Annotated in this window: 25 protein-coding genes and 1 tRNA gene; 5 read left to right on the top strand and 21 right to left on the bottom strand. The window is 60.4% G+C overall.

All coding sequences use genetic code 11. The annotated features are described in order from the left end of the window. The first annotated feature begins 23 nt into the window (after positions 1-23). Together gyrA and ABWV64_RS00990 are read left to right on the top strand one after the other, a co-directional pair. On the top strand, positions 24-2795 hold the full coding sequence (gene gyrA, locus ABWV64_RS00995; RefSeq protein WP_353342396.1) for a DNA gyrase subunit A: 2772 nt from the start codon (positions 24-26) through the stop codon (positions 2793-2795). A gap of 157 nt (positions 2796-2952) precedes the next feature. After that, positions 2953-3303, top strand: coding sequence for a DUF6614 family protein (locus ABWV64_RS00990; RefSeq protein ID WP_353342395.1), 351 nt, complete (start codon positions 2953-2955; stop codon positions 3301-3303). Between the two features lie 5 nt (positions 3304-3308). On the opposite strand, the gene ABWV64_RS00985 is transcribed toward ABWV64_RS00990, so the two are convergent. The 3 genes from ABWV64_RS00985 to ABWV64_RS00975 all read right to left on the bottom strand — a co-directional run bounded on the left by ABWV64_RS00985 (position 3309) and on the right by ABWV64_RS00975 (position 6765). After that, positions 3309-4796, bottom strand: a complete 1488-nt coding sequence (locus tag ABWV64_RS00985; RefSeq protein WP_353342394.1) for a carboxypeptidase M32 — start codon at positions 4794-4796, stop codon at positions 3309-3311. Between the two features lie 4 nt (positions 4797-4800). Beyond that, positions 4801-5946, bottom strand: a complete 1146-nt coding sequence (gene ctaA, locus ABWV64_RS00980) for a heme A synthase (protein ID WP_353342393.1) — start codon at positions 5944-5946, stop codon at positions 4801-4803. Positions 5947-6021: 75 nt separating this feature from the next. Continuing rightward, positions 6022-6765, bottom strand: a complete 744-nt coding sequence (locus ABWV64_RS00975; RefSeq protein WP_353344438.1) for an RNA methyltransferase — start codon at positions 6763-6765, stop codon at positions 6022-6024. A gap of 161 nt (positions 6766-6926) precedes the next feature. Between ABWV64_RS00975 and ABWV64_RS00970 the strand changes: the two genes are divergently transcribed. Then, positions 6927-7547, top strand: a complete 621-nt coding sequence (locus ABWV64_RS00970; RefSeq protein WP_353342392.1) for a thiamine phosphate synthase — start codon at positions 6927-6929, stop codon at positions 7545-7547. Positions 7548-7575: 28 nt separating this feature from the next. Here ABWV64_RS00970 and olsA read toward each other — a convergent pair whose 3' ends face one another. The 3 genes from olsA to ABWV64_RS00955 form a co-directional block, all read right to left on the bottom strand. Further along, positions 7576-8409: a lyso-ornithine lipid O-acyltransferase gene (gene olsA, locus ABWV64_RS00965; RefSeq protein ID WP_353342391.1), complete on the bottom strand. Its 834-nt coding sequence runs from the start codon at positions 8407-8409 to the stop codon at positions 7576-7578. After that, positions 8406-9185, bottom strand: coding sequence for an L-ornithine N(alpha)-acyltransferase (gene olsB / locus ABWV64_RS00960; RefSeq protein ID WP_353342390.1), 780 nt, complete (start codon positions 9183-9185; stop codon positions 8406-8408). The genes olsA and olsB overlap by 4 nt, the downstream gene beginning before the upstream one ends. A 165-nt stretch (positions 9186-9350) precedes the next feature. Further along, positions 9351-9533 (bottom strand): DUF3553 domain-containing protein, encoded by a 183-nt coding sequence (locus ABWV64_RS00955; protein ID WP_353342389.1) that lies wholly within the window; start codon positions 9531-9533, stop codon positions 9351-9353. A gap of 30 nt (positions 9534-9563) precedes the next feature. Here ABWV64_RS00955 and ABWV64_RS00950 point away from each other — a divergent pair, with 30 nt between their 5' ends. Continuing rightward, positions 9564-10166, top strand: a complete 603-nt coding sequence (locus tag ABWV64_RS00950; RefSeq protein ID WP_353342388.1) for a histidine phosphotransferase family protein — start codon at positions 9564-9566, stop codon at positions 10164-10166. Positions 10167-10244: 78 nt separating this feature from the next. Here the strand turns inward: ABWV64_RS00950 and ABWV64_RS00945 are convergent, their stop codons facing one another. The 7 genes from ABWV64_RS00945 to ABWV64_RS00915 form a co-directional block, all read right to left on the bottom strand. Continuing rightward, positions 10245-11510 (bottom strand): glutamate-5-semialdehyde dehydrogenase, encoded by a 1266-nt coding sequence (locus ABWV64_RS00945; RefSeq protein WP_353342387.1) that lies wholly within the window; start codon positions 11508-11510, stop codon positions 10245-10247. Positions 11511-11593: 83 nt separating this feature from the next. After that, on the bottom strand, positions 11594-12700 hold the full coding sequence (gene proB, locus ABWV64_RS00940) for a glutamate 5-kinase (RefSeq protein WP_353342386.1): 1107 nt from the start codon (positions 12698-12700) through the stop codon (positions 11594-11596). Continuing rightward, the gene (obgE, locus tag ABWV64_RS00935) at positions 12688-13725 is read right to left on the bottom strand and encodes a GTPase ObgE (protein ID WP_353342385.1); all 1038 of its coding nucleotides are present in this window, start codon (positions 13723-13725) and stop codon (positions 12688-12690) included. The genes proB and obgE overlap by 13 nt, the downstream gene beginning before the upstream one ends. 31 nt (positions 13726-13756) lie before the next feature. Then, positions 13757-14296 (bottom strand): GNAT family N-acetyltransferase, encoded by a 540-nt coding sequence (locus ABWV64_RS00930; protein WP_353342384.1) that lies wholly within the window; start codon positions 14294-14296, stop codon positions 13757-13759. A 131-nt stretch (positions 14297-14427) separates the two neighbouring features. After that, positions 14428-14697: a 50S ribosomal protein L27 gene (rpmA, locus tag ABWV64_RS00925; RefSeq protein WP_353342383.1), complete on the bottom strand. Its 270-nt coding sequence runs from the start codon at positions 14695-14697 to the stop codon at positions 14428-14430. 6 nt (positions 14698-14703) lie between these two features. Next, entirely contained in the window at positions 14704-15384 is a 681-nt protein-coding gene (locus ABWV64_RS00920) for a 50S ribosomal protein L21 (protein WP_353342382.1), read from the bottom strand. Between the two features lie 244 nt (positions 15385-15628). Continuing rightward, the gene (locus tag ABWV64_RS00915) at positions 15629-16528 is read right to left on the bottom strand and encodes a DUF2059 domain-containing protein (RefSeq protein ID WP_353342381.1); all 900 of its coding nucleotides are present in this window, start codon (positions 16526-16528) and stop codon (positions 15629-15631) included. Between the two features lie 210 nt (positions 16529-16738). On the opposite strand from ABWV64_RS00915, the gene ABWV64_RS00910 reads away from it, so the two are divergent. Beyond that, a tRNA-Ser gene (locus ABWV64_RS00910) sits at positions 16739-16828 on the top strand. Positions 16829-16995: 167 nt separating this feature from the next. Here the strand turns inward: ABWV64_RS00910 and ABWV64_RS00905 are convergent. The 8 genes from ABWV64_RS00905 to ABWV64_RS00870 form a co-directional block, all read right to left on the bottom strand. Beyond that, complete coding sequence (locus ABWV64_RS00905) at positions 16996-18204, bottom strand: VPLPA-CTERM sorting domain-containing protein (protein WP_353342380.1); 1209 nt, start codon at positions 18202-18204, stop codon at positions 16996-16998. A gap of 264 nt (positions 18205-18468) precedes the next feature. Continuing rightward, positions 18469-19734, bottom strand: a complete 1266-nt coding sequence (arsJ, locus tag ABWV64_RS00900) for an organoarsenical effux MFS transporter ArsJ (protein ID WP_353342379.1) — start codon at positions 19732-19734, stop codon at positions 18469-18471. Further along, positions 19731-20732, bottom strand: a complete 1002-nt coding sequence (locus ABWV64_RS00895) for an ArsJ-associated glyceraldehyde-3-phosphate dehydrogenase (protein ID WP_353342378.1) — start codon at positions 20730-20732, stop codon at positions 19731-19733. Before ABWV64_RS00895 ends, arsJ begins: the two co-directional genes overlap by 4 nt. A 169-nt stretch (positions 20733-20901) precedes the next feature. Further along, positions 20902-21636 carry a proteasome-type protease gene (locus tag ABWV64_RS00890; RefSeq protein WP_353342377.1) on the bottom strand — a complete coding sequence of 245 codons (735 nt, stop codon included), beginning with the start codon at positions 21634-21636 and terminating at the stop codon, positions 20902-20904. 48 nt (positions 21637-21684) lie between these two features. Beyond that, a complete protein-coding gene (locus ABWV64_RS00885) occupies positions 21685-22494 on the bottom strand; it encodes a transglutaminase family protein (protein WP_353342376.1) in 810 nt (269 codons plus the stop codon). A gap of 8 nt (positions 22495-22502) precedes the next feature. Continuing rightward, positions 22503-23444 carry an alpha-E domain-containing protein gene (locus ABWV64_RS00880; protein ID WP_353342375.1) on the bottom strand — a complete coding sequence of 314 codons (942 nt, stop codon included), beginning with the start codon at positions 23442-23444 and terminating at the stop codon, positions 22503-22505. An 18-nt stretch (positions 23445-23462) separates the two neighbouring features. Beyond that, a complete protein-coding gene (locus ABWV64_RS00875) occupies positions 23463-24893 on the bottom strand; it encodes a circularly permuted type 2 ATP-grasp protein (protein WP_353342374.1) in 1431 nt (476 codons plus the stop codon). Between the two features lie 141 nt (positions 24894-25034). Continuing rightward, the gene (locus ABWV64_RS00870) at positions 25035-25850 is read right to left on the bottom strand and encodes a GGDEF domain-containing protein (RefSeq protein ID WP_353342373.1); all 816 of its coding nucleotides are present in this window, start codon (positions 25848-25850) and stop codon (positions 25035-25037) included. Between the last annotated feature and the right edge of the window lie 135 nt (positions 25851-25985).

Below are 25985 nucleotides of genomic sequence, written 5' to 3'. Positions count from 1 at the left end.
CTCGCAAAGAACGGGCCCGACACGTGAACGACACGCCGCAAACTCCTGAAAACGAAGACGAAAACCCGCCCCAGCGCCCGATCTATTCGGGGCCGAGCATTTCGATCACGCAGGAGATGAAAACCTCCTATCTCGATTATGCCATGTCGGTGATCGTCAGCCGTGCCATTCCAGACCTGCGCGACGGGCTCAAACCGGTGCACCGGCGGATTTTGTATGCGATGCATGAGGTCGGCAACAGCCACGACAAACCCTACCGCAAATCCGCCCGTCCCGTCGGCGATGTGATGGGTAAATACCACCCGCATGGCGACTCGGCGATTTATGACGCTCTGGTGCGGATGGCGCAGGATTTTTCGATGTCTTTGCCGCTGCTCGACGGGCAAGGCAACTTTGGCTCCATGGACGGCGACCGCGCGGCGGCGATGCGCTATACCGAGGTCCGCATGGACAAGCCCTCGGCCTTCATGTTGCAAGACATCGACAAGGAAACCGTTGATTTCCAAGACAACTATGACGGCAAGGACCGCGAGCCGACGGTTTTGCCCGCGCGGTTTCCCAATATGCTGGTCAATGGTGCGGGCGGTATTGCCGTCGGTATGGCGACCAATATTCCGCCCCATAACCTTGGCGAAGTGGTCGAGGCCACGCTGGCCTTGATGGAAGACCCTGACCTCTCCTCAGAGCAGCTCATCGAATATATTCCCGGCCCCGATTTTCCCACCGGCGGCGTGATGCTGGGCCGCTCGGGCGCGCGCAAAGCCTATCTGGAGGGGCGCGGGTCGGTCGTGGTGCGGGCAAAAACCCGCGTCGAGGAACTGCGCAAGGACCGCTATGCCATCATCGTCGACGAAATTCCCTATCAGGTGAACAAGGCCACGATGATCGAGAAAATCGCCGAGCAGGTGCGCGACAAGAAGATCGAAGGCGTCGCCCATGTGCAGGACGAAAGCGACCGTAACGGCGTGCGCGTGGTGATCGAGCTCAAGCGCGACGCAACCCCCGATGTGGTGCTCAACCAGCTTTACCGCTTCACCCCGATGCAAACCTATTTCGGCTGCAACATGCTGGCGCTCAATGGCGGGCGTCCCGAGCAACTCACCCTGCGCCGTTTCCTCACCAGCTTCATCGATTTTCGCGAGGATGTTGTGGCGCGCCGCACGGCCTATTTGCTGCGCAAAGCCCGCGAGCGCAGCCATATCCTGTGCGGTCTGGCCGTGGCCGTCACCAATGTGGACGAAGTTGTTGCCACGATCCGTTCCTCGGCCGATGCCGCAGAGGCGCGCGAAAAGCTGATGACGCGCAATTGGCCCGCCGCCTCGATCGCCGAATATATCCAGTTGATCGACGATCCGACCCACCGGATGAACGAGGATGGCACTTATAACCTGTCGGAAACCCAAGCGCGGGCGATTTTGGAGCTGCGGTTGCAGCGCCTGACCCAGATCGGCGTCAAGGAAGTCACCGACGAGTTGCAAGAGCTGGCCGCGAAAATCCGCGAATACCTCGAAATTCTCGGCTCGCGCGAGCGGATCATGGGGATCATCGCAGACGAGCTCAAAGAAGTGCGCGATCTCTTCGCCGTGCCGCGCCGCACCGAGATTGTCGATTGGTCCGGCGATATGGACGACGAGGACCTGATCGAGCGCGAAGATATGGTCGTGACCGTTACCTCGGGAGGCTATATCAAACGCACGCCTTTGGCCGATTTCCGCGCGCAGCGGCGCGGCGGTAAGGGGCTTGCGGGGATGCAAACCAAAGAAGAAGACGTGGTCACCACGCTCTTTGTCGCCAATACCCACACGCAATTGCTGTTCTTCACCACCGAAGGCATGGTTTACAAGCTCAAGACATGGCGTTTGCCGCTTGGCGGGCGGACCTCCAAAGGCAAGGCCGTGGTCAATATCCTGCCGATCCCGACCGGCGTTTCCGTCGCCGCCATTATGCCGATTGACGCGCCCGAAGCCGAATGGGCCGATCTTCAAGTGGTCTTTGCCACAACAGGCGGCGATGTGCGGCGCAATGCGCTATCGGATTTCACCAATGTCAAATCCAACGGCAAAATCGCGATGAAGCTGCCCGAGGGTATCGAATTGGTCGATGTGCGCACCTGTAGCGAGGAAGACGACGTCATGCTGGTCACCGACAGCGGCCGTGCGATCCGTTTCTCGACCACCGATGTGCGCGTCTTCAAGGGGCGCGATTCGACCGGCGTGCGCGGTATCCGGCTCAACGGAGATGATCATGTGGTCTCGATGTCGGTGATCCGCCACTTTGACGCCAGCTCCGAGGAGCGGCAGGCCTATTTGAAAAAACGTCGTGCAATCGCGGGTTTGGCCGATGATGTTGATGTATCCGATGAGGATGATATCGCGACGGATGCCAGCATCGATCAAGAGCGCTATGCCGAAATGTCGGCGGCGGAGAACCTGATCTTGACGATCACGGCGGGCGGTTCGGGCAAGCTGAGCTCGTCGCATGATTATCCGGTGCGCGGGCGCGGCGGCATGGGCGTGACGGCGATGGACAAGGCGATGCGCGGCGGTGCGCTGATCGCCTCCTTCCCTGTCGAGCTTGAAGACCAGATCATGCTCGCCACCTCCAAGGGCCAATCGATCCGCGTGCCGGTCGAGGGCATCTCTTTCCGCTCGCGCTCTGCTGGCGGGGTCAAGGTCTTCAACACCGGAAAAGGCGAAACCGTGGTTTCGGTTGCGCGTATCGCCGATCAGGAGGACGAGGATCAAGAGGTCGGTGCCGATGAGGCGGGCACAGGCGACGCGGCCCCCGAAAACTAACCCCGCGCCTTACGCGCTCTAGAAAACATCCCCGCCGGAGGCGCGCAACCTGCGCCTTCGGCGGTTTCATGTGCGGCGGCGCGCGCGCAGCCCGTTTAACTGCGCCTCAATCCTTCTAGGCCATGCTGAGCGCATGTTTTGGGAGGAGACCCGCATCATGAACCTCTATACCTGTTCGATTGATTTGAAAGACGATGCCAAGGCCTTGGCCTTTTGCAACGCGCTGGACCAATGGATGACCCATTTGCAAGGCGAAGGCGGCATTCGCAACTGGCGGCTGCTGCGCCGCAAGCTCAACCTCGCCTCGGACGCGCATCGCGATTTCCTGCTGGAGATCGAGGTTGATGATCTGGCCCAGCTTGATCAGGCCTTTCGCATTTCCGGCCGTCAGGACGAGCAGATCGAAGCGTTGCACCGTGCGGTGTCGACCTTGATCGCAGAGGCGGATTTCGCGCTCTACCGCCCCTTCCCCGACCCCGAGCGGGCCGAACGGATGGCGCTGCTCTAGCGGCGTTAAAGCCCGTAGATATCGGCGAATTTGGCCTCAAGATAGGCGAGCAGCGGGGCCTCGCTCGGCTCCATCCCTGCCGCCTTGGCGATCACGGCGCGCGGCGGCATCAATCCGCCGTGGCGCTGCAGGTTCTGCGCCAGCCATCCGGTCGCGCGGGTCAAATCGCCTTTGGCCACCTGCGTATCCAAATCCGGCAGCGCCGCGCGCATCGCCTGATTGAGGCAACCGGCATAGACATTGCCAAGGCTATAGGTCGCAAAATAGCCGAACAACCCGACCGACCAATGCACATCTTGCAAACATCCGTTCGAGGCGCGATCCACCGCATAGCCGAAATCGGCCTCGAACCGTGTGTTCCACGCCTCTTCAAGGTCCGCCACCGCCAGATCCCCCGCGATCATCGCGCGTTCGAGATCAAAGCGCAGCATGACATGCAGGTTATATTGCACCTCATCGGCCTCGGTGCGGATATAGCCGCGGTCCAGCCGGTTCACCGCGCGATAAAAATCCTCGGCGCTGGCACAGCCGAAATCGCCGAAACTGTCGCGCATCCGGCCGTAAAGATGTTCCGTAAAGGCGCGCGAGCGGCCGATCTGGTTCTCGTAAATCCGGCTTTGGCTTTCATGCACCCCCATCGACACGCCTTGGCCCAAGGGTGTCAGGGCATAGGCGGCATCGATATTTTGCTCGTAACAGGCATGGCCGACCTCATGGATCGTCGAATAGAGGCAGTTGAGCGGATCGTCCTCTTGGGTGCGGGTGGTGATGCGCACATCATCGCCCGAGCCGGAGGAAAACGGATGCACCGCCTTGTCGAGCCGCCCGCGTTTGAAATCATAGCCGAAGGTTCTTGCGATGCTGCGGGCCAGCTGCATCTGCTTGCCCTCGTCGAAAGCGCCGCGCAAAGGCGCGGGCGGCTCGGCGGCCAAGGCGCGGGCGCGCAGGCCGATGAGCGCAGGGCGCAGGGCGTCAAACATGGCCGACAAATCGGCCTCGCTCGCGCCTGGCTCATAATCATCAAGCAGCGCGTCATAAACATTGCCGCGCTCGGCCAGCGCCGCCCCTTCTTCGCGTTTGAGCGCGACGACCTCGGCCAGCACCGGCGCGAAGGCTTTGAAGTCATCATTGGCGCGGGCCTCGGCCCATTGGCCTTGGGCGCGCGAGGTCACTGTGGCGATCCGCTCGGCCAAAGCCGCCGGAACGCGGCTGGCGCGGGTATAGCTGCGCCGGATATGGCGCAGGTTCGCCGCTTCGACCTCGGTCAATTCGGCCCCGTCCAGCGCGGCCAGCCATTCACCGATACGCGGATCGGTGCGCCTTGCGTGCAGCACGCTTTCCATGGCGCCGCTTTCCTCGGCCCGTTGATCGGCGGCGCCGCGCGGCATGACGGTCTCTTGGTCCCATCCAAGCCGCCCCGCCACCTGCGCCAAGGCTTGGCTGCTGCGCTCATGCGCCATCAACGCATCATAGGCCGCTTTGGTGTTGCTCATGTGATCAGGTCCCGCGAATGGAAGTTGTTTTCGGATAATGCGCCGCAAAGCGCGCGCGGATGATCAAGACCCACACCGCCACTGCGAGCACTTGGTGCACAATGGCGACCTGCCAGGGCGCGCCGGTCATGACGGTGTAGATCCCCAAAACCACCTGCGCCAGCAGGGCGATAAAGGCGGCTTTGAAGGCGGCAGAGGTGCGCGGATGCGCCGAACGAAGCCCACGGCGCAGCACAATCACCGAATAGATCAGCAGCAAATAGCCGCTCACACGGTGGATGAATTGCACAAGGCCAGGGTTTTCGAAGAAATTGCGCCACCACGGCTCAATCATCATCGCATCGGGCGGAAACACCTGCCCGCCCATGAGCGGCCAATCGGTATAGGAGCGCCCCGCGTCGATCCCTGCCACCAAAGCGCCGAGCAGAATTTGCAAGAAGGCAAAATGCATCCACCCTGTTGCCATGCCGAAGAGCTTGGCCTCTTTGGCGCGGCGGGCCTGCATCAAATCGCGCTCCTCGCGCCCCAGCAAGAAGACATACCACGCGATGAAGCCCAAGATAATGAAGGCGAGCCCAAGATGCGTCGCAAGCCGGTAGGAGGCGACATCGGTCATGGAGCCGGACAGGCCCGAATGCACCATCCACCACCCGACGGCCCCTTGCAAACCGCCCAAGACGCCAATGCCGAAAAGCCGTCCGGTCCATCCGGTCGGGATTTTGCGCGCCGCCAGAAAACCGACAAAGCCGAGCGCCCAGACAAGGCCGATCACACGGCCGAGCTGCCTGTGACCCCATTCCCACCAATAAATCTGTTTGAAATCAGACAGTTTCATCCAAGAGTTCTGCATCTGGAACTCGGGGATCTGTTTGTATTTGTCGAATTCGGATTGCCAATCTGTGGCGGTCATCGGCGGCAAGGCGCCGGTCAGGGGGCGCCATTCGGTGATCGACAATCCGCTGTCGGTGAGCCGCGTCAATCCCCCCACCGCGATCATCAAGCCCACAAGCGCGAAGAGCACCAAAAGCCATGCCCGAATGGCCCCGCGCGCACCGCGATGGCCGCGATCGATGATGCCGGAGGCGGGCGCTGCGGCCTGTTGCTGCGCGGCGTCCGTGACCTCTTCGAATATGCTGCGTTTTTGGCTCATGGTTCTGCCTTCGCCTTCTCTTCGTCCCCAGTGGCGCACAGATTAGGGCGCGCGCCCTGCCCCTTCAAGTGGCGCTTAGCCGCGGGTTTTCCACCGGACCATCTGCCGCAGGACGCCGTGCAGCATCTGCACATCGGCGCGGGTCAGCGGCATGCGGCTCCACAGGTTGCGCAGGTTGATTTTCATGCCTTCCGATTTCTCTTCGGGAAAGAAAAACCCCGCCTCGCCGAGCTGCGCCTCGTAATGTTCGGCGAGTTTTTCCACATCCATGGCGCTGGCCCATTCGGTTTTGGCCATCTCGTCGGTGTGATGCACGATCTGCCCGCGCGCGCGTTGCCACTCATAGGCGGTCAAAAGCACGCATTGCGCAAGGTTGAGCGAGGCAAATTCGGGGTTCACCGGCACCGAGATAATCGCATTGGCGCGGGCAATATCGTCGTTTTCCAATCCGGCGCGCTCCGGCCCGAAAAGCACCGCAACCTTCTGGCCTTCGGCAATTTTTTCGGCGGCCATCTGCATTGCGCGCTCGGGGCTGACGATGGGTTTGGTCAATCCGCGCTGGCGGGCCGTGGTGGCGAAAACATAGGTGCAATCTTCCAAGGCCTGCGCCGTATCGTCGAACAATCCCGCCTCATCCAAAAGCCGTCCTGCGCCGCTGGCCATGGCCACGGCGCGCCCGTTGGGCCATCCGTCCCGCGGTGCGACGATACGCATCCGGTCGAGACCGAAATTCCACATAGCGCGGGCCGCCCCGCCGATGTTTTCGCCCATCTGCGGACGGATCAGGACAAATGCGGGTTGCGGCGCGGGGCTGGGCATGGATCGGGACATATAACAAGACTTCCTGTGTCGATGCCGCCTGATACGCGGTTGCTCCTTGCGGGGCAAGCATCTGCGGCGCGCGGGGGCGCTCTTGTCGCTGGCCCCGCGCGCGTGGCTGCGCTATAGCAAGGGCCAAGATCAAGATCAGGAGCCGCATCATGGCCGATACCGAGCAACCACAGCTTTACCTCATCACGCCGCCCGAAGTGGAATTATCCCGCTTTCCCGAGGTGTTAGCCCGCGTTCTTGATGCTCAGGAGATCGCATGCGTGCGCCTTGCTCTGGCCAGTCACGACGAAGACGTGATTTGCCGCGCCGCCGATGCCTGCCGCGAGGTGACCCATGCGCGCGACGTGGCATTGGTGGTGGAACGCCATGTGATGTTGGTCGAGCGTCTGGGCCTTGACGGGGTGCATTTGGTCGATGGTGCGCGCACCGTGCGCCATGCGCGCAAGGCCTTGGGCGAGGATGCGATCATCGGCGCCTTTTGCGGCACCTCACGCCATGACGGGATGAACGCTGGCGAAGCGGGCGCCGATTACGTCAGCTTTGGCCCCGTCGGGCAAACCCATCTGGGCACCGGCGATGTGGTCGATCCCGAGGTTTTCACATGGTGGTCGCAGGTGATCGAATTGCCGGTGGTCGCCGAGGGCGCGTTGAGCGCGCAGCAGATCGAAAGCCTTGCGCAGACCACGGATTTCTTTGGCATTGGCGAAGAGATTTGGAGCGCGGATGATCCCGTTGCCGCTTTGGCCGCTCTGACCGCCGCGCTGCGCTAGGGCGCTGCGGCGCGCACCATGGCCCGTGTCACACGATTTGCCGCTCGGGCGGCATGCCCGCGCGCACCTGCGCCTCACAGGCTTGGGCCAAAGCCTTGCGGTTGCCGAAATCCGAAACCTTGAGCGGCGCATGATAATGGATATCGACGCTGCCTTGGCGCGGTGCAGCCAAGGTTTGCAGCAGATGCGGGCCAAACTCCATATCCCCCCACCAGCCATAAAACCGCGCGTCTGCACCCGCAGGTGCGCGGTAGACCACCGAGACCGGCTGCACATAGAGAACATCGCGTAAATCAGGCGTGAAGAACGCCTCGAAAAGCGTTGATTTGAATGGCAAAACGCGCATCCCATCGGTGGAGGTTCCTTCGGGAAAGAACAGCAGCTTGTGACCGGCCAGAAGGCGGCTCTCAAACAGCTCTTGTTGCTCTTTGGCGTGTTTGCGATCGCGGGTGATAAACACGGTGCCCGTCGCGCGCGCGAGCCATCCGATGCCTGGCCAATTGGCGACTTCGGATTTGGAGACGAAATAAATGCGTTTGCGCGCGTTCAGGGCAAAAATATCGAGCCATGTCGTATGGTTGGCCACCACCGCGCCGCTCTCTTCCATCCGAGCGCCATGGATCCGGTGGCGAATGCCCAAGATAACAAAAGCCCCGCGGCAGACCACCTGCGTGATCCACGGCGTCCAAGGGCGGTGAAGCCCGTGTATGGGGCGCTCGACAAGCCGCAAGGCCGACAAGATGGCCAGCCCGCCAAAGACCAGCACCGCCAAAAGGAGCCCCCGAATGACTACAAAGGCCCAACCCAAAGCGGTGATTTTGATCGGGTCAGGCTCCTGCTCGGGATGCCACAGGTAGGTCATTTTGCGCTGTCTTTCGCGTAGAGGTTCTTTTGTTTGTCGCTGAGCAGGTCCATATCGACCACGAGGCAGACATCGACCGTATTGAAGGCATGATCGATAAAGGCACCTTCGCCGATATATCCGCCCAAACGTAGGTAGGATTTGATCAAGGGCGGCACCATGCGCATCGTCGCGGCGCGGTCCAGCTGCGCCTCGGGGATCAGGTCCATCCGTTGGAAATGCGCCTCTTGGGCGCGCACGCGCAAGGATTCGGGTGCCAGATGGCGATGATGGAGCAAGGACAAGACCGGCGCGAGCGCCTCGATATCGGTGCCATGGAAGCTGGCGACGCCAAAAAGAATATCGATCTCATGAGCGAGCACGAAATCGGCCAGCCCGCTCCACAGTTTGAACAGCGCCAGACCACCGCGAAAATCGGGATGCACGCAGGAGCGCCCAAGCTCCAACAACTTGCGGCCCGAGGCTTTGAGCACCGAAATATCATATTCGTCTTCGGAGTAATATTGCCCCGCCGCTTCGGCCTGTTCGGCGCGCAGCAAGCGATAGACACCGACGACATGATCGAGGCTTTGCGCATCGCGCGCCGGATCAATCAAGATCAGATGGTCGAAGAAGGGATCAAAGCGGTCCTTCTCAAGGCGGGCCTCATGGTCGACCATCTCGCCGCCGCCGCCCAATTCTTCGACAAACACATGATACCGCAGACGCTGCGCCGCGCGCAATTCATCCTCGGTTTCAGCCAGTTTGACCTGAAGCTGTGGGGTTTCGGCGCGCATCCAACCTGTCCATTTGGCAAAGTGTTATGCCTGCTAGGCATGCAAAGTGTTATGCCTTCTAGGCATGCAGCCCCCGCGAGGCAAGCGCAGATACCGAGCGGCAGCGGGCCGTAATGCGCCTGTTGTCGCCGTGCCGCATCGGCGTTAACCTTTCGGTAACCTCAATCACGGATCAAAGACGGGACATAATGCAATACGAGACCCCTCAATGACGACCTTGCCAGCTTCGGGAAAGTTGACCGTGATTTTCCCACCGATGTTGGATTGCACCTGCCCGACCCCCCAATCGGGCTGTGTCGGGTGGGTGACCCGCATGCCCGGCTCTAAAAATGCATTCAAGTCATTCATATCACTCAAGTCCCGCTCGGAGGTTGCTTCATGAGCCACTCTAATATCGAACTTGCCTCATTGATAGGCTCGCGTATCTGCCACGACCTCATCAGCCCCGTCGGCGCGATCAGCAACGGGCTTGAGCTATTGGCAATGGGCAGCCCTGTCGGCAATTCGCCCGAGATGGCCTTGATCGCTGAAAGCGTCGAGAACGCCAATGCGCGCATCCGGTTTTTCCGCGTTGCCTACGGCATGTCGAGCGAGGGGCAGATGATCGGCAAGAACGAGGTCTGCTCGATTTTGGCAGGCATCGCCAAAGGCGCGCGGGTCGAATTTGATTGGGACCCGCAAAGCGATCTGGCCCGCCAAGAGGCGCAGGCGGTGTTTTTGGCCATTCAATGTCTGGAAACCTCGATGCCCTTTGGCGGCACGATCCGCGTGACCGAGCGCAGCCCCGGATGGGCCGTGGTCGGCAGCGCGCCAAAACTGCGCCAAGAGGATTTGCCGTGGGAAGCGCTCGACTCCGCCGACAGCGGGGCCGAAATCATCCCCGCACAGGTGCAATTCGCGCTCTTGCCCTTGGTGCTGAGCAGTTTGGGAAAGCGGCTCACCCTCGAGCGCGAAGACGATGAAATCAGGATTGTTTTCTGACCCTTACAAGGCGATTTTCATGCAAAAAGGCGGGAGTCTACCCCGCCTTTTTCGTTTTAACCTTGGCGGCAGCCGGCTTTAGGCGCGCAGGGTGCCATCGCCAACAACGATATATTTGAACGAGGTCAGCTGCGCCGCGCCGACGGGGCCGCGCGCGTGCATCTTGCCCGTGGCGATGCCGATCTCGGCGCCCATGCCAAATTCGCCGCCATCGGCAAATTGGGTCGAGGCATTGCGCATCAAAATCGCGCTGTCGAGCCGCTCGAAGAACCGCGCAGCGGCGGCGTCATCTTCGGTGAGGATACAATCGGTATGGTTCGATCCATATTGGCGGATATGGGCGATGGCCCCGTCGACGTCATCGACGATCTTGGCGGCAATATCCATATCAAGATATTCGCGTCCCCAATCCTCGTCGGTCGCGGCAACCGTGCCCTCGATCGCATCCAACCCCGCCCCTGCATGCACACGCACCCCCGCTTGGACCAGCATTTCGATCAGCGCCGTGCCAAGGCGCGCGGCAATATCCTTGTGGATCAGCAGGCACTCTGCAGCACCGCAAATACCGGTGCGGCGGGTTTTGGCGTTCAACACCACATCAAGCGCTTTTTGCGGGTCGGCATCTTTGTCGACATAGATATGGACGATGCCCTCAAGATGGGCAAACACCGGCACACGGGCCTCGCGTTGCACCAATCCGACCAAGCCCTTACCGCCGCGCGGGATGATGACATCGATGGTCTCGGTCATGGTGAGCATTTCTTGCACGGCAGCGCGGTCGCGGGTGGGCACCAACTGCACCGCCGCCTCGGGCAATCCCGCCGCGCGCAGGCCGTCCAAGATGCAAGCGTGCAGCAAAGTTGCCGAGTTGAAGCTTTCGGAGCCGCCGCGCAAAATCACCGCATTGCCCGCCTTAAGGCAGAGCGCCGCCGCATCCGCCGTCACATTCGGGCGGCTTTCATAGATCACACCGATCACGCCAAGCGGGGTGCGCTGACGTTTGATATGCAGGCCGGAGGGCATGTCCCATTCGGTCAAAACCTCGCTCACGGGATCGTCTTGGCCCGCCACGGCGCGCAGGCTGTCGCAAATGCCCTGAATGCGCGGCTCGTCCAGCATGAGCCGGTCCATCATCGCGGGGCTGAGGCCTTTATCGCGGCCAAATGCGAGGTCTTTTTCATTGGCGGCAATGATCTCGGCGCGGCGCGCCCAAACCTGATCGGCGGCCACGGTGAGCGCTCGCGCTTTGGCCTCGGCGCTGGCATAGGCCAATTGGGCCGCTGCCGCTTTGGCCCGCGCGCCCAACTCTTCCATCATGGAATGAATATCTACGTTATCTTTCATAGGCTTGTCTTTCAAACTTCGCGTGCTGCTCTAAGATTTATGACCAGCATCTTAACACAGGTCACCGCGCCAAGATATGCGCCTTATAGCGCCATGTCATCGCGGTGGATCAAAACCGACCGGCCAGGATACCCCAAAAGCGATTCAATCGCATCGGTGCGCAACCCTTTGGTTTGGCGCGCTTCTTCGGCGGTGTAGCGGGTCAGCCCTTGGGCAATTTTATGCCCGTCCGGCGTGCAAATCGCCACTGGGTCACCGCGGCCAAAACGGCCGCTGATCTCCGTGACCCCTGCGGGGAGAAGGGATTTTCCTGATTGCAGTGCCTTGACTGCTCCCGCATCAAGGTGCACTTCGCCCTTGGGTTTCATCGCCGCGATCCAGCGTTTGCGCGCCGCTTGCGGATCATCCTCGGCCAAAAACCACGTGGCATTGGCGCCCTCTTGAAGCGCTCGCAAAGGCCGCAGTTGCGAGCCTTCGGTAATCGCCATGGCGCAGCCGCCCGCCGTCGCCGTTTGCGCCGCCATCAGCTTGGTTTTCATCCCGCCCTTGCTCAGGCCGGAGGCGGCATCGCCCGCCATCGCCTCGATCTCGGGCGTGATTTTCTCAACGATATCAAAACGTTTTGCACCCGCATCGGATTGCGGATTGGCGGTATAAAGCCCGTCGACATCCGAGAGCAGCACCAAACGATCCGCGCCGATGGTCACGGCAACCTGCGCCGCGAGGCGGTCATTGTCGCCATAGCGGATTTCATCTGTGGCAATCGTGTCGTTTTCATTGACGATGGGCACGGCACCGAGCGAGAGCAGCGTTTCCAAGGTCGCGCGGCTGTTGAGATAGCGGCGGCGGTCGGCGCTGTCTTCGAGGGTCACGAGCACCTGCGCGGTGGTGATTTGATGCGGAGCCAGCGCCTCTTCATAGGCGCGGGCAAGACGGATTTGACCCACCGCGGCGGCGGCTTGGCTTTGCTCAAGCAGCAAGGCGCCAGCGGGCAAATTCAACGCCCCGCGCCCCAAGGCGATGGAGCCGGAGGACACAAGGATCACATCCGCGCCCTGCCCTTTGAGCATGGCTACGTCGTCGGCCAGCGCACGCAACCAATCGGCGCGCAAAGCGCCGCTTTGGCGGTCCACCAAAAGCGCCGAGCCTATTTTTACAACGATACGTTTTGCACCGGTCAGGGACGCCACGGCTCGGGCTCCTCCTGCGATTTGGCTTGGCGGATGCGGTCATCGGTGATTTGCGCCCGCACGGCGCGCAAGACCTCTTTGAGCCCTTCGCCGCTCACGCCCGACATCATCAAAACCGGCGCGCCGGCCGCCGCTTCGAGGGCCGCTTTGGCCTCGGCGCGCTCGTCGTCGTCCAGCGCATCGACCTTGTTGAGCGCGGTGATGCGCGGCTTGTCGGCCAGATGACCGCCGTAGGCTTCCAGCTCGCCAATGATTTCGCGGTAATCCTCGGCAATCGTCTCGGAGGTCCCATCAATCAGATGCAACAGCACCGCGCAGCGCTCCACATGCCCCAAGAAACGGTCGCCAAGCCCGCGCCCTTCGGAGGCGCCGGAAATCAGTCCGGGAATATCGGCAATGACGAATTCGGCCCCGTCGATGCCCACAACGCCCAAATTGGGGTGCAATGTGGTGAAGGGGTAATCGGCAATCTTGGGCCGCGCATTGGAAGTCGCCGACAAGAACGTCGATTTGCCCGCATTGGGCAGGCCCAACAAACCGGCATCGGCGATCAGCTTGAGCCGCAGCCAAAGCGTGCGCTCGACCCCCTCTTGGCCGGGGTTCTTGCGGCGCGGGGCTTGGTTGGTCGCGGATTTGAAATGCAGGTTGCCAAAACCGCCATTGCCGCCCTTGGCCAAAAGCACCCGCTGGCCCAGTTCGGTCATATCGGCGATCACCGTCTCTTGATCTTCGTCGAGAATCTCGGTGCCGACCGGAACGCGCAAGACGATATCATCGCCCGACGCGCCGGTGCGTTGGTTGCCCATCCCCGGTTGGCCGTTTTTGGCGAAAAAATGCTGCTGGTAGCGAAAATCGATGAGCGTGTTCAGCCCGTCCACCGCCTCGACCCAAACATAGCCGCCATTGCCGCCATCGCCGCCGTCAGGACCGCCATATTCGATATACTTCTCGCGCCGGAAGCTGATACAACCGCCGCCGCCCGAACCGGAGCGGATATAGACCTTTGCAAGATCAAGAAACTTCATAACGTTCTCCTATGCAAAGGTCGGGGGCCGTTCAACCGAAGTTTCGGCTGTAGGTCCAGGTCGCGACCTTCGCGTTTCGAGCGACCGAAAAGGTTTCGGCATCGCCCAGATATTCAAACCCGCAGTTGGTCAAGACGCGGGCCGATGCGGCATTATCTTGAAACACCGCCGCAAAACAGGTGCGGCATTTCAAAGGGTTGGCGGCCAAAAGCGCGGTGACCGCACGGCTGGCAACGCCGGTATTCCAAAACGCGGGCGCGACCCAATATCCGATCTCGCACTGTGCGTCGTCCACCCGTTCGAGCGAGATCAGACCTTTAAGCTCGCCGCCGCCGGATTTCGTGGCATCCATCGCCCAGACGTCTTCGCTCCGGTTGGGCGAGAGGCAGCGGGCAATAAAGGCCTCGGTCGATCCAGGCGGCAATGGGTGCGGCACCCGCGTGGTGTTCATCGCGACCCGTTCGTCGGATGCGTAAAGCTCGATCAATCCCTTATCCGACAAACGCAACGGACGCAGAACACAACGCTCCGCCTCGATCACGGGTTGATCGGTAATATTCGATATCATCATGCGCTCTTCTCCTCCAAGAGTTCACGCCCCCTATGTTGCGGCAACACATCCCAAATAGGACCACCGCTAGAACAAAGAAAGGGGACCGGCGATTTTGCCGATCCCCTTAAACTATAAACGTTTAGGTCGGCTTATTCAGCGGCCTCCGCCACTGGCAGAACCGAAATAAACGTGCGGCCTTTGAGACCGGTGTGGAACTTCACAGCGCCTTCGACAGTTGCAAAGATCGTGTGATCCTTGCCCATGCCAACGCCATTGCCCGGCCAGAATTTGGTGCCGCGCTGACGTGCGAGGATGTTGCCCGGAATTACGGATTCGCCACCGTATTTCTTGATACCAAGGCGGCGACCGGCAGAGTCGCGACCGTTACGGGAGGAACCGCCTGCTTTTTTGTGTGCCATGGGGTGTTACTCCTGTTCTGCGGCGAGTGTTTTCGCCTGTTCGATCCAGCCTTCGCGCTCGATACGGCCTTTGAACGAGAGCTTCTCGTCCATCGCGGCAACATCGTCTGCGTTCCATGCTGCGATTTGAGCAAAGGTGGTCACGCCAGCTTCGAGCAATTTCTTCTCGAGAGCGGGGCCAACGCCGGAGAGCTTTTTCAGGTCGTCCGAACCGGCTGCTGCGGCGGCGGCTTTCGGCGCGGCTTTGGCGGCAGGTTTCTTTGCAGCGGCTTTTTTCGGTGCGGCGGCTTTGGGTGCGGCGTCCACAGCGGCCAGAGCCGAAGCAGAAACGGAACCCGCGCCAACGGCGGCTTTGACGCCCGATTTATCCGCGCCCGATGCCAAAATGTCGGTCACACGGATCAAGGTCAGCTTTTGACGGTGACCCACGGTGCGTTTGGACGAGTGCTTACGGCGGCGTTTCACGAAGTTGATGACCTTGTCACCTTTGATCTGGTCGATCACTTCGGCCTGAACGCCTGCGCCCGCGATGAGCGGCGCGCCCACAACGGTTTTGTCACCGCCGAGCATCAGAATGTCGTTGAATTGGATTTTTTCGCCAGCTGCAGCAGCAAGTTTCTCAACGCGGAGCGTGTCGCCCGCTTGAACTTTATACTGCTTGCCGCCAGTCTTGAGGACCGCAAACATGCGTCTTTCCTTTTCATTGTCGCGTTCTGTGGCCCCGTCCGGATCACGATCCATCTGGCGTTGTGGCATCTGCCGCCGCGAACAGCGCGCCTCCATTGAGGCGTCATGTCAATATCACCCGAAACAAGGATCACCCTTGTCGAGATGGCGGCTTATCGGCGGATCGGGGGCGCAAGTCAAGGGGGTTTTGGCGCGGCCGAGTGATTGTTTTCAGTCTTGATTATGCCCATTGCGAAAGGCGCGCTCAAAGCTCCTGCCCCGCCTCCAGTCCCGCCATTTCACCGGCCAGCACCTCAAAGCGCTGCGCCATAATCTCGTATTGCACCGCATTCATCAGGTCATAGACGGTTTTCATCCGCGCGTCCTCCAAGGCCTCGGTATAGGCGAGCACCTCATCATCGGTGAAATCGCGATAGACATAGGCGGTGTTGATCAGCGAATTCATCTGCATATCGCGGCGCATCTGGCCCTCGTCGGCCTTAAGCGCGGCGCGCAGGTCCGGCTCGTCCATGGTCATCTCGATCACCCCCGCCGCTGCCGCTGCCATCAAGAACCGCACTTGGATTTCTTGGACCGCGCGCACGGAGGTGTCCGAACTGTCGATCGCGGCATTCATCCGTTTGAAATAGGTGATGCGCTCCGATCCGCTTTGCACCAGATCGGCAAAGATCTCCTGCCCCTCCTCATAGGGTGTGCCGCTATCGTCGAGATGCGAGGCGTTTTCCGTCTCCACAAGGCGCAGCCCCAAGGGCGAGGCATAAAACCCCGCCGCATGGGCCAAGAGATCATCCTCCAGCGTCGCCGCGAGGATTTCGATCGCCGTCTCGCGCATCAACTCGGTGTCAAAGACCTTTTGCGCGGTGCTGGTCCAGCTTGACCCGAAAGCGTCCTTCTCCAAACCCAGCATCGCAGGCGCGTCGCTGGCCGATAGGGCGATACTGTCCAAAGCGACGCCAAAGCCGGTGACCTCCAAAAAGGCCTCAAGCTTGGCGCGATCCGCCGCCTGCACCGGCGCGGCGCAAAGCAAAGCGCCGAGGCACAGCACGAAGAACAAAGCATAAGTGCGGCGCGCAAGGGCCGCGCCGTTGCGGCCCGCTGTTTGAGCCAGATGCGCGAGGCGGTAAGGATTTGGGCTGTGGCTCATGTGATTTTCATTCCTCAATTGTCGCCGCCGCGCGGCCTAACGGCGCGAAACGCCGATCCCGCCTAGATGATGAAAGCCTATCGCAAATCGGCTCACAGGCAACGAAAATTGCCGTGAAGCGCAAATGCGGCGAGCAGATGCAAAATTGATTGCAAAACGCTCTTGCCATGGATTGCGACAGCCTTTAAACGGCCCAGCACAGACCCCCGCGGAGAGGTGCCGGAGTGGTCGAACGGGACGGTTTCGAAAACCGTTGAGCCTGCAAGGGTTCCCAGGGTTCGAATCCCTGTCTCTCCGCCACTATCCCCGATTTTCATTGTTTTGCATGGTTTGCGCCCCTTTAGGGGTGTCGCATATTGCACTTTGGGCGTTTGAAACATGCGCCTTGCGCGTCCAAGCGTTGCTCGCAACAAAGAAGAGCGCGAGGTTTCCCCCGCGCCCTCCAAAGCGCTCATTGGACTTTTGGTTTAGCTGCGGGCCTTGCGGCGCCGCGCCATCGCAAAGGCAGCCAGTCCGCCGAGCAACAAGGGCGCCCCTGCGGGGAGAGGCACGGGCGCGGGCATCACCGTGGTGCGCAAGGTAAAGGATGTCGCCCCGCCCATATCACCCAAGGCAATGCCGTAGTTCAGGTTAAGATTGGCCAGATCCTCGATCAGGCCGACATCCAAGGCCGAAGGGTCAAGCCCCAAGGCCAGATAGAGCGCGCCCAGATCGAGACCGCTGACATAGCTGTCCAAGGTCGAGGCAGGCGTGCAGAAGGTCGGATCGACGAGATCGCAAAATCCGACGGCCTCGCGGCGCAATTCCCAAAGACCCGGCTCATATTCCCACGCCATGAGCAGCGCATCGGTGCTGTCGTCATCGTCGAAGTCCCAAAACAGACCCGTCGGCGTGTCCGATTGGGTCATCCAGTCACCAAAGAGCGACGCATAGGGACCATAGATTTCGGCGCTGCTCAGGCTGGTCGCGCTTTGCTCAAGCTCAAATCCGGTGCGTTCGGATGCAAAGAAGCCGTCGATCAGGAAATTGGGGTTGGTCGAGGCATCGCCAAACAGGCCAAAGGGGTTTTGCGAGCTGGACGAGCCGCTGCCCGTGGGGCGGGCGGCAAAATCGGTGGAAAAACTGATGCCATCGGTGGCATCTGCCGCGACAAAATCATCGCCTACGCCAAAGCCCAGCTCGATCGTAAAGCCCGATAAGGCTTGGCCCGTCACATTGATCAGCCGGCCAAAGACCTGATAGAGCGTCACTTCGGTGCTGCTATCGACATCAAACACCAGATCCACAGGGCCAAGGCCGGTGATCTGCTCTTTGAAGCGTTTGCCAGACTGGAATTCGCTGGTGCACACGGCGCTCGGGTTCGAGGTCATGATGCAGCCATCGATATCGGCGCCGTCCGGCCCGCTTTGCGTGTAGGTTTCCGGCTCGATTTGAATACCAGGTGAGATCGCCTCGGGCGGCGCAAAGGTGATCTGGCCGCTGCTGGTGGATGTCGGGTCACTGGGGTCGCCGTCATAGACCACGCTCGCGCCGACCTCGCCCTCAGCGGGCGTCGGGGCGACGGCGACATTGTCGGTGTTCCATCCGGTGATGGTCGCGGCGCTGGCAGCATTTGGCAGAACGGACATAAGCCCAAGGCAAATCGGCAACGCAGTGGTGCTTAGCAAGTTTCGCATAGGTAAACTCCTTTGATGCTTCAAAAATCATCGATATCTCGGAGCGCGTTTTCGCCGCTTCCCCAATGGCACCCGTTCCATCGAACCGAGCGCCACTAAATATATGGTAAATGGAATGTGATCTGGCGCAATATGTATCTCACATATACCTTCCACCAAGGGGAGGCCTTGCGCGAGATCTGCGAGAAAAGCCGCTCAAACCATTGATTTAATGATATTTCAAAAAATGGACACCTGAGGCAACAGGTCGCGGCCGCGGTGTGTTTATGGCGCCGCCGCGCGCAGGTTTCGCGCACAGAGCATACTCGCGACCAGCATGATGCCCGCCACGAAGAGGCACAAGGATACGCCGCCCAACTGATAGCTCACGCCTGACAAAAGCGTGCCGATCAAGCGACCGGAGGCATTGGCCATATAGTAAAAGCCGACGTCGAGACTGACCCGCCCGTGGCTGGTGGCCGCGAGGATCAGGTAGCTGTGCAGCGCCGAGTTCACCGCAAAGACGGCCCCGAAGACCAAAAGCCCGATGATCAAGGCAGCCGTCAACCACGGGGTCGGCGCGCCCGCGGCCCAAACCATACCGCCAAGCGCCAAGGGGATCACGGCCAAACCCCCTACCCATACGGCCGCTGCACGGCGCAGCGCGTCATCGCCGCGTGTGGCAGCGCCCAAAATCTTGGGCGCAAATCCCTGCACCGCGCCGTATAGAATGGTCCAGAGCGCCATAAAGCTGCCGATGGTGAAAAACGCCGTGCGGTTACCGGCCTGCGATCCGTCGGACAGCACGGCGTAGAAGTAGATGGGAATGCCGACGACGAACCAGACATCGCGCGCACCAAACAAAAACACCCGCGCCGCGCTGAGCCAGTTGACCTGCGGGTTCTTGGAAAACACCTCAGTGAATTTCGCGCCCTTGCGCCCCTGCGGCAAGCCGCGCGGCATGCCGATCACCACGGCGGCAAAGATCACCGCGAGGACCGCCGCCATGCCAAGCACCGCCGCCGTGAATCCCGCATAGATCAACAGCAGCGCGCCGAGCAAAAAACCGACGCCCTTGACCGCGTTCTTTGATCCGGTCAGCAAAGCCACCCAACGAAACAGCCCCCCCGCCCCCGAAGGCGCGAGCAGTTTCACCGCGGATTTGCTGCTCATCTTGGCCAGATCTTTTGCCACACCCGACAGGCCCTGCACGCACATCACATAGATCACAGAGGCCGAAAGCGCCCATTCGGGATCAAGCCGCGCCAGCGCCAGCAAAGCGCAAATTTGCAAAGCCAGCCCTGCAAAGAGCGTCGACGTCAAGCCAAAGCGCGCCGCAATCCACCCCGCCGAGAGGTTGGTCACCACCCCTGCGATCTCATATAAAACAAAGAGATAGGCCAGTTGCACGGGCGAGAACCCGATATGATGAAAGTGCAAAAGCACCAACATGCGCAGCGCGCCATCCGTCAGCATAAATGCCCAATAGGAAGCCGTCACCGCGATATAGGCGCCGATCCCTTGGGCAGGCTTTGCCGGCGCCGTGCTCAAAGCGACGCGCCTACCATCAAGGCGACATCAACGAGCCGATGTGCATAGCCCCATTCATTGTCATACCAAGCATAGACTTTGACCTGCGTGCCGTTCACCACCATCGTCGACGGCGCATCAATGATCGAAGAGCGCGGATCGTTGGTGTAATCGCTCGACACCAAGGGGCGGGTCTCATAGCCCAAAATCCCCTTGAGCGGCCCCGCCTCGGACGCGGCTTTGAACAGGGCGTTGACCTCATCGGCGCTGGTCTCGCGCGCCACTTCGAAGACGCAATCAGTCAGCGAGGCATTGAGCAGCGGCACGCGCACCGCATGGCCGTTCAGCCGCCCCTTGAGGTCGGGGAAGATTTGCGTGATCGCCGTGGCCGAACCGGTGGTCGTGGGGATCAGATTGGTCAAAGCCGAGCGCGCGCGGCGCAGGTCTTTGGCAGGGCGATCCACGATGGTTTGTGTATTTGTCACGTCATGGATTGTGGTGATCGATCCGTGACGGATGCCGATGCTCTCGTGCAGCACCTTGACCACCGGCGCGAGGCAATTGGTGGTACAGCTTGCCGCTGTGACAATCCGGTGCAGCTTCGGATCATAAGTCTCTGTATTTACGCCATAAACAATATTTGCGGCCGGCCCATCCTTGACCGGAGCCGAGACCACAACCTTTTGCACGCCAGCGGCAAAATAGGGCGCGAGCTTGGCTTCGGTCTTGAAGGCGCCGGTGCAATCGATGACCACATCCACCCCGCCCAAGGGCAGCGCTGTCAGATCGCGCGTGCCATGCACGGGGATACGGGTGCCGTCGATGGTGATGCTTGTCTCGTCATGGGAAAACGCGGCGGGCCAGCGGCCATGAACGCTGTCAAACTCAAGCAGATGCGCATGCATCATCGCATCGCCCACGGCGTCGTTGATCCATGCCACTTTGGCACCGCTCTCGAGCAGCGGGCGCAGCGCCAGTTTGCCCATCCGGCCAAGCCCGTTGATTGCATATGTCGTCATCTGGGTCCCCATATTTCGGCGCCCGCCTCGGTCTCAATGCGCGTGCCGTCTTGGGGATGGAATATGTGAAACCCGCGCAGTGGGCGAGCGAAAATCAATCGTGTCGCAAAAACTTCATAAAAGCGCGACGCACCTTCGGCCCCGCCCTACCCGTCTTTCAAACCGGCTGTTATTTGAACTTGAAGTCCGGCAGATGTTGAAACGCCTTACGCAAAGCCACGCCCCAGCCTTGGGAAATCTCGTGGAAATAGGGGTCTTCAGCGTCGACACGGAATTCATGATCCGGCGCAAACCCGCCCTCGGCATAGGTTTTTACATCGAGCGGCAGCGAGACCGAAAGGTTGGCTTTGATCGTGCTGTCGAAGGAGACGAGCAAAAGCTTCACCGCCTCCTCGAACCCTATCGTGCGATCATAAGCGCGCAGCAAAATCGGTCGGCCGTATTTGGTCTCGCCGATCTGGAAGAAGGGCGTGTCCTCGCTGGCCTCAATGAAATTTCCCTCGGGATAGACCATAAAGAGGCACGGCTTGCCGCCTTTGATCTGCCCGCCGAGGATCACCGTAGCATTAAACGCCGCATCGGCGCGTTGACCGCTATCGGCATGGCGCGAAATCACCTCGCGCAAGGTTTCCCCCACCAGCCGCGCGACTTGAAACATCGTCGGAGCGGTCAAAATATCGGGGTCGCGTTCGCTGTGCTCGAAGCGGCGCTCTTCGAGCAGGCTGATCAAAGCCTGCGTCGTGGCCAGATTGCCAGCCGTCATCAAGGTGATGTCGCGCTCGCCTTCGACGTTGAAGGAGAACATTTTCCGAAACGTCGAGATATTGTCGACGCCGGAGTTTGTGCGGGTATCGGACATGAACACGAGGCCCTTGTCCAACATCAATCCTACGCAATAGGTCATGGCTTGTCTGTCCTTGGGCGCGCCGCGCGCCAGCGATGTATTTACGCTCTATTGCTGCACTTGCAAGCGCACATGCAAATCTTCGTTACCTGTTCCCAAACGTAACCCGTGAATGGGCGCGGCATCGAAATAGTCGCGCCCCGTGGCGACGCGCACGTAGCGCTCGTCAGGGGAAATACCGTTGGAGACATCATAGCCGACCCAGCCGAGTCCATCGACAAAGACCTCGCACCACGCGTGGGTGGCCTCTTGTTCGCTGACGCCTTCCATCATCAGATAGCCGCTGACATAGCGCGCCGGAAGCCCCATGAGCCGCGCGGCGGTGATCATGATATGCGCATGGTCTTGGCACACGCCGTGCCCTGCGGCCCAAGCCTCATCGGCGGTGGTCGCGGCATCGGTGCGTCCGGTGGTATAGGCCACGTGTTCAAGGATCTCGGCCGACAAGGCGTGCAATTCGCTGATCAAGGCGCCGCCTTCGTTGCCCGATTTTCCATAGCCGCGCGCCAGTTTGCGCAACCCCGCATCGGGCGTTGTCGGCGTTGTGGTTTCTTTATAGAGCCAAAGCGGCGCATAGCCGCGATGCTGTCCGACAATACCGGCACGGTCCTCGGTCAAGACCACGCCCTCGCAGGTGATGGCGATCTCCTGCGCGCCATCGTCCATCAGCACCAGATCGACGTGATTACCGAAATGATCGTCAAAGCTGACCTGCGCGGTGCCGCCGGTGATGCGCGCGTTCCAGCTTTCGATGGTCTGGCCGTGGTCGCTGCGCGGGGTGAGTCGCAATTGTTGCAGCGCATAATGCACTGGCGCGTCATAGCGGTAGGTCGTCGTATGTGAAATCTTCAGCCGCATTGCGCCCCCTAACCGTAAAAGCCGAAATCGGCTTCGATTTGCTGCGCCAGATCACCGGTGCGGGCGATGGAGCGTTCCAAAAATTCGTGCAGGCCCTCGTCAAAGATCAGATCGATGTCGCGCCCGTGGTAGCGCGCATTATGCTGGCGCACGAGATCAAGAGATTGCGGCTCATTGCCATATTCGGCCGAGAGGCGAGACAGGTTTTCTTCGATCTTTTCATAGCAAAACGCCAAGGAGCGCGGCAAACGGCGATCAAGGATCAGGAAATCGGCAATATCGCGCGGATTGGTCTCGTCGCCCTTGATCCAGCGATACGAGCGATCGGCAGAGACCGAGCGCAAGATCGTCTCCCATTGGGTGTTGTCGATTGAGGATCCGACAAAGGCCGCCGTGGGCAGCAGCACATAGTATTTCATATCCAAAATACGCGCCGTATTATCGGCCCGCTCGACAAAGGTGCCCAGACGCGAAAACCAAAAGGTGTCGTTGCGCAGCATCGTGCCATGCAAGGCCCCGCGCACAACCGCGCTGCGAAACCGGATCGCGGCAAGGGTTTCGGCCAAAGACCGGTCGGACACCGGACGTTTGAGCAAGGTGTTGATATCCATCCAGCATTCATTCACCGCTTCCCACACTTCTGAGGTCAGCGCCGTGCGCACCATACGCGCGTTCGAACGCGCCGCATTGATCGAGGCGCGCACCGATGAGGGGCATTCCTTGTCGCGCAGCAGGAAGTTGATCACGGCCGAGCCATCAAAATCTTCGTGGTTTTCCAGATAGGCCGTGCGAAGCCCCGCGGTGTTGAGCACGGATTCCCATTCGGCGGCGGCGGCATTTTGCCGTGTCAGCGCGATGCGCCAACCGGTTTCCACCAATCGCGCGGTGTTTTCCGCGCGCTCCAGAAAACGAAACAGCCAAAACAGCCCGCCTGCGGTTTTACCTAGCATATTCTTGTGCCTCCCGCATCAATCGCCCAAGACCCAAGTGTCCTTGGTGCCGCCGCCTTGTGACGAGTTCACCACAAGGCTGCCCTCTTTGAGCGCGACGCGCGTCAAACCGCCCGGTGTGATCTCGACCTGCCCTGGCGAGCACAACACAAAGGGGCGTAAATCGACGTGGCGCGGCGCGAGGCCCTTTTTGGTCAGGATCGGCACAGTCGAGAGCGCCAATGTCGGCTGCGCGATATAATTTGCGGGCCGCGCCCGCAGTTTTTTCTCGAAAGCCTTGAGTTCGCGTTTGGAGGCCGCAGGCCCCACCAACATGCCATAGCCGCCCGATCCGTGGACCTCTTTGACCACCAGTTCAGACAGATGATCAAGCACATAGGCAAGGCTATCGGCTTCCGAGCAGCGCCATGTCGGCACGTTTTTCAAGATCGCGGTCTCGCCGGTATAAAACTCCACGATGTCAGGCATATAGCTATAGAGCGCCTTGTCATCAGCGATCCCTGTGCCCGGCGCATTGGCGATGGTAATCCGCCCCGCGCGGTAGATATCCATAATTCCGGGCACGCCAAGCATGGAATTGGGGTTGAAACTCAGCGGATCGAGGTAATCGTCATCGACACGGCGATAGATCACGTCGACCGGTTGATAGCCTTGGGTGGTGCGCATCGCCACCCGACCGTCGCGAATGGTCAGATCATGACTTTCGACCAGCTCGACGCCCATCTGATCGGCCAAAAACGCATGTTCGAAATACGCCGAATTGTGAATTCCCGGCGTCAGAACCGCGATCACCGGCTTGCTGGAGCCGCGATCTTGCGGGGCCGAGGCGGCCAAAGAGCGGCGCAATTGCTGCGGATAGCTGCTCACGGGCCGCACGTTCAAACCATTGAACAGCTCGGGGAACATTTGCAACATCGTCTCGCGGTTCTCGAGCATATAGGACACGCCCGAAGGCGTGCGCGCATTGTCCTCGAGCACGAAAAACTCGTCTTCGCCCGTGCGCACCAGATCGACGCCCAAAATATGGCTATAGATACCGCCCGGAGGCGTGACGCCGATCATCTGCGGCAAGAAGGCGGCGTTTCCGGCGATGATCTCGGCGGGGATACGGCCCGCGCGCAAAATCTCCTGCCGGTGATAGATATCATGCAAAAAGGCGTTGATGGCGCGCACGCGCTGCTCGATACCCTTCTCCAGCCTGCTCCACTCGCGCCCCGATATAATCCGCGGGACAATGTCGAAGGGGATCAACCGCTCGTCAGCCTCGTCCTGCCCGTAGACGTTGAAGGTGATCCCGACACGGCGGAAAAACGCTTCGGCCTCTGCCGATTTTTTGCGCAGGTGGCGCGCGTCTTCTTGATCGAACCAGCGGTGATATTGCGCGTATGCGTCACGGGGCCTGCCGTCTGACGCGAACATCTCATCAAAGAATTGGGGTATGTCATTCATGGACCCATTAGGCGTCGCCGCGTGCAAGGATACAAGCATATTTCTGCTTGGCGGACCGGCGCAACGCTGCAAATCATGCGCCGCCCCCCATCCGCGCGCCTGCGGCGTGTACCGTTGCACATAAATTAGGCCGACCGAGCCCTAGGCCTGCATCCCGATATCCGACAGGCCACCAGAATCCCAGATCGACTCGTAGATCACCAGCCGCGCACGGCCCTGCGCTTTGGCGCGGTAAAGGGCCTTGTCCGCGCAGTAAAACTGTTGGTTGAGCGATTGGCCCGCCTCCGGCATCGCGCCGCCCACGGAGAGCGTCAAAACAATCGTGCCGCTGCCCAACGTGCCGGTCGAACCGAGCTCTTGCGGCGCATGAGCGGCGTGCTGCAAAACTGTCTTGGTCGGCACTTCGATGGCTTGGCTCAACCGCTCACCGATCTCACGCGCTTCGGCGAGGCTCGAGCTGGGCAAGAATACGGCAAACTCCTCGCCGCCATAGCGCCCGACGATTTTCTCATCCTCCAGAACACGGCGCAGGTGCCGCCCGATCGCGCGCAGGCATTCATCGCCGACGCTATGTCCATAGGTGTCGTTGATCGATTTGAAATAATCCGCATCAAGCAACAAAAGCGCCCCCGTCTCGCCCTGCGCGTCGAGCTGGCTGACCGCATTGAGAAATGCGCGCCGGTTGGGCAAGCCGGTCAGAACATCGGTCGTGGCCAGTTCGGCAAGGCTCTTTTGCAAAAGATAGAGGTAGCGCGTGACCATGAAGGTGAAGAGCATGAACGGCAGGCTGACAATCGCCGTCAGCAGCGCGATGTGGACGAAAGAGCCGACCAATGCGCCAAACAGGGTGACTTGCACCAGCAGGCTGAAGCTGGTGATCAGGCATAGGGTAGAGGCCAGCTTGATCGCGCCGTCGACCCAACCGCGCGGCGCCATATAGGATACGATGCCCCGCATGATGGGGGGCCAACCGGAGCGTCGGCTGCGCCCTGTGGTGTCGCCTGCATGAATCATGTCAGCGCTTGTATCGGGAATGTCTTTCCGCAAGGTTGCCTATATCGGGCGAGTTTTAGGCAAATCATTGCAAACGCC

Source organism: Litorivita sp. NS0012-18, assembly GCF_040371945.1.
GTDB lineage: Bacteria > Pseudomonadota > Alphaproteobacteria > Rhodobacterales > Rhodobacteraceae > Litorivita.
This window is presented reverse-complemented; position numbering and strand designations above follow the sequence as displayed.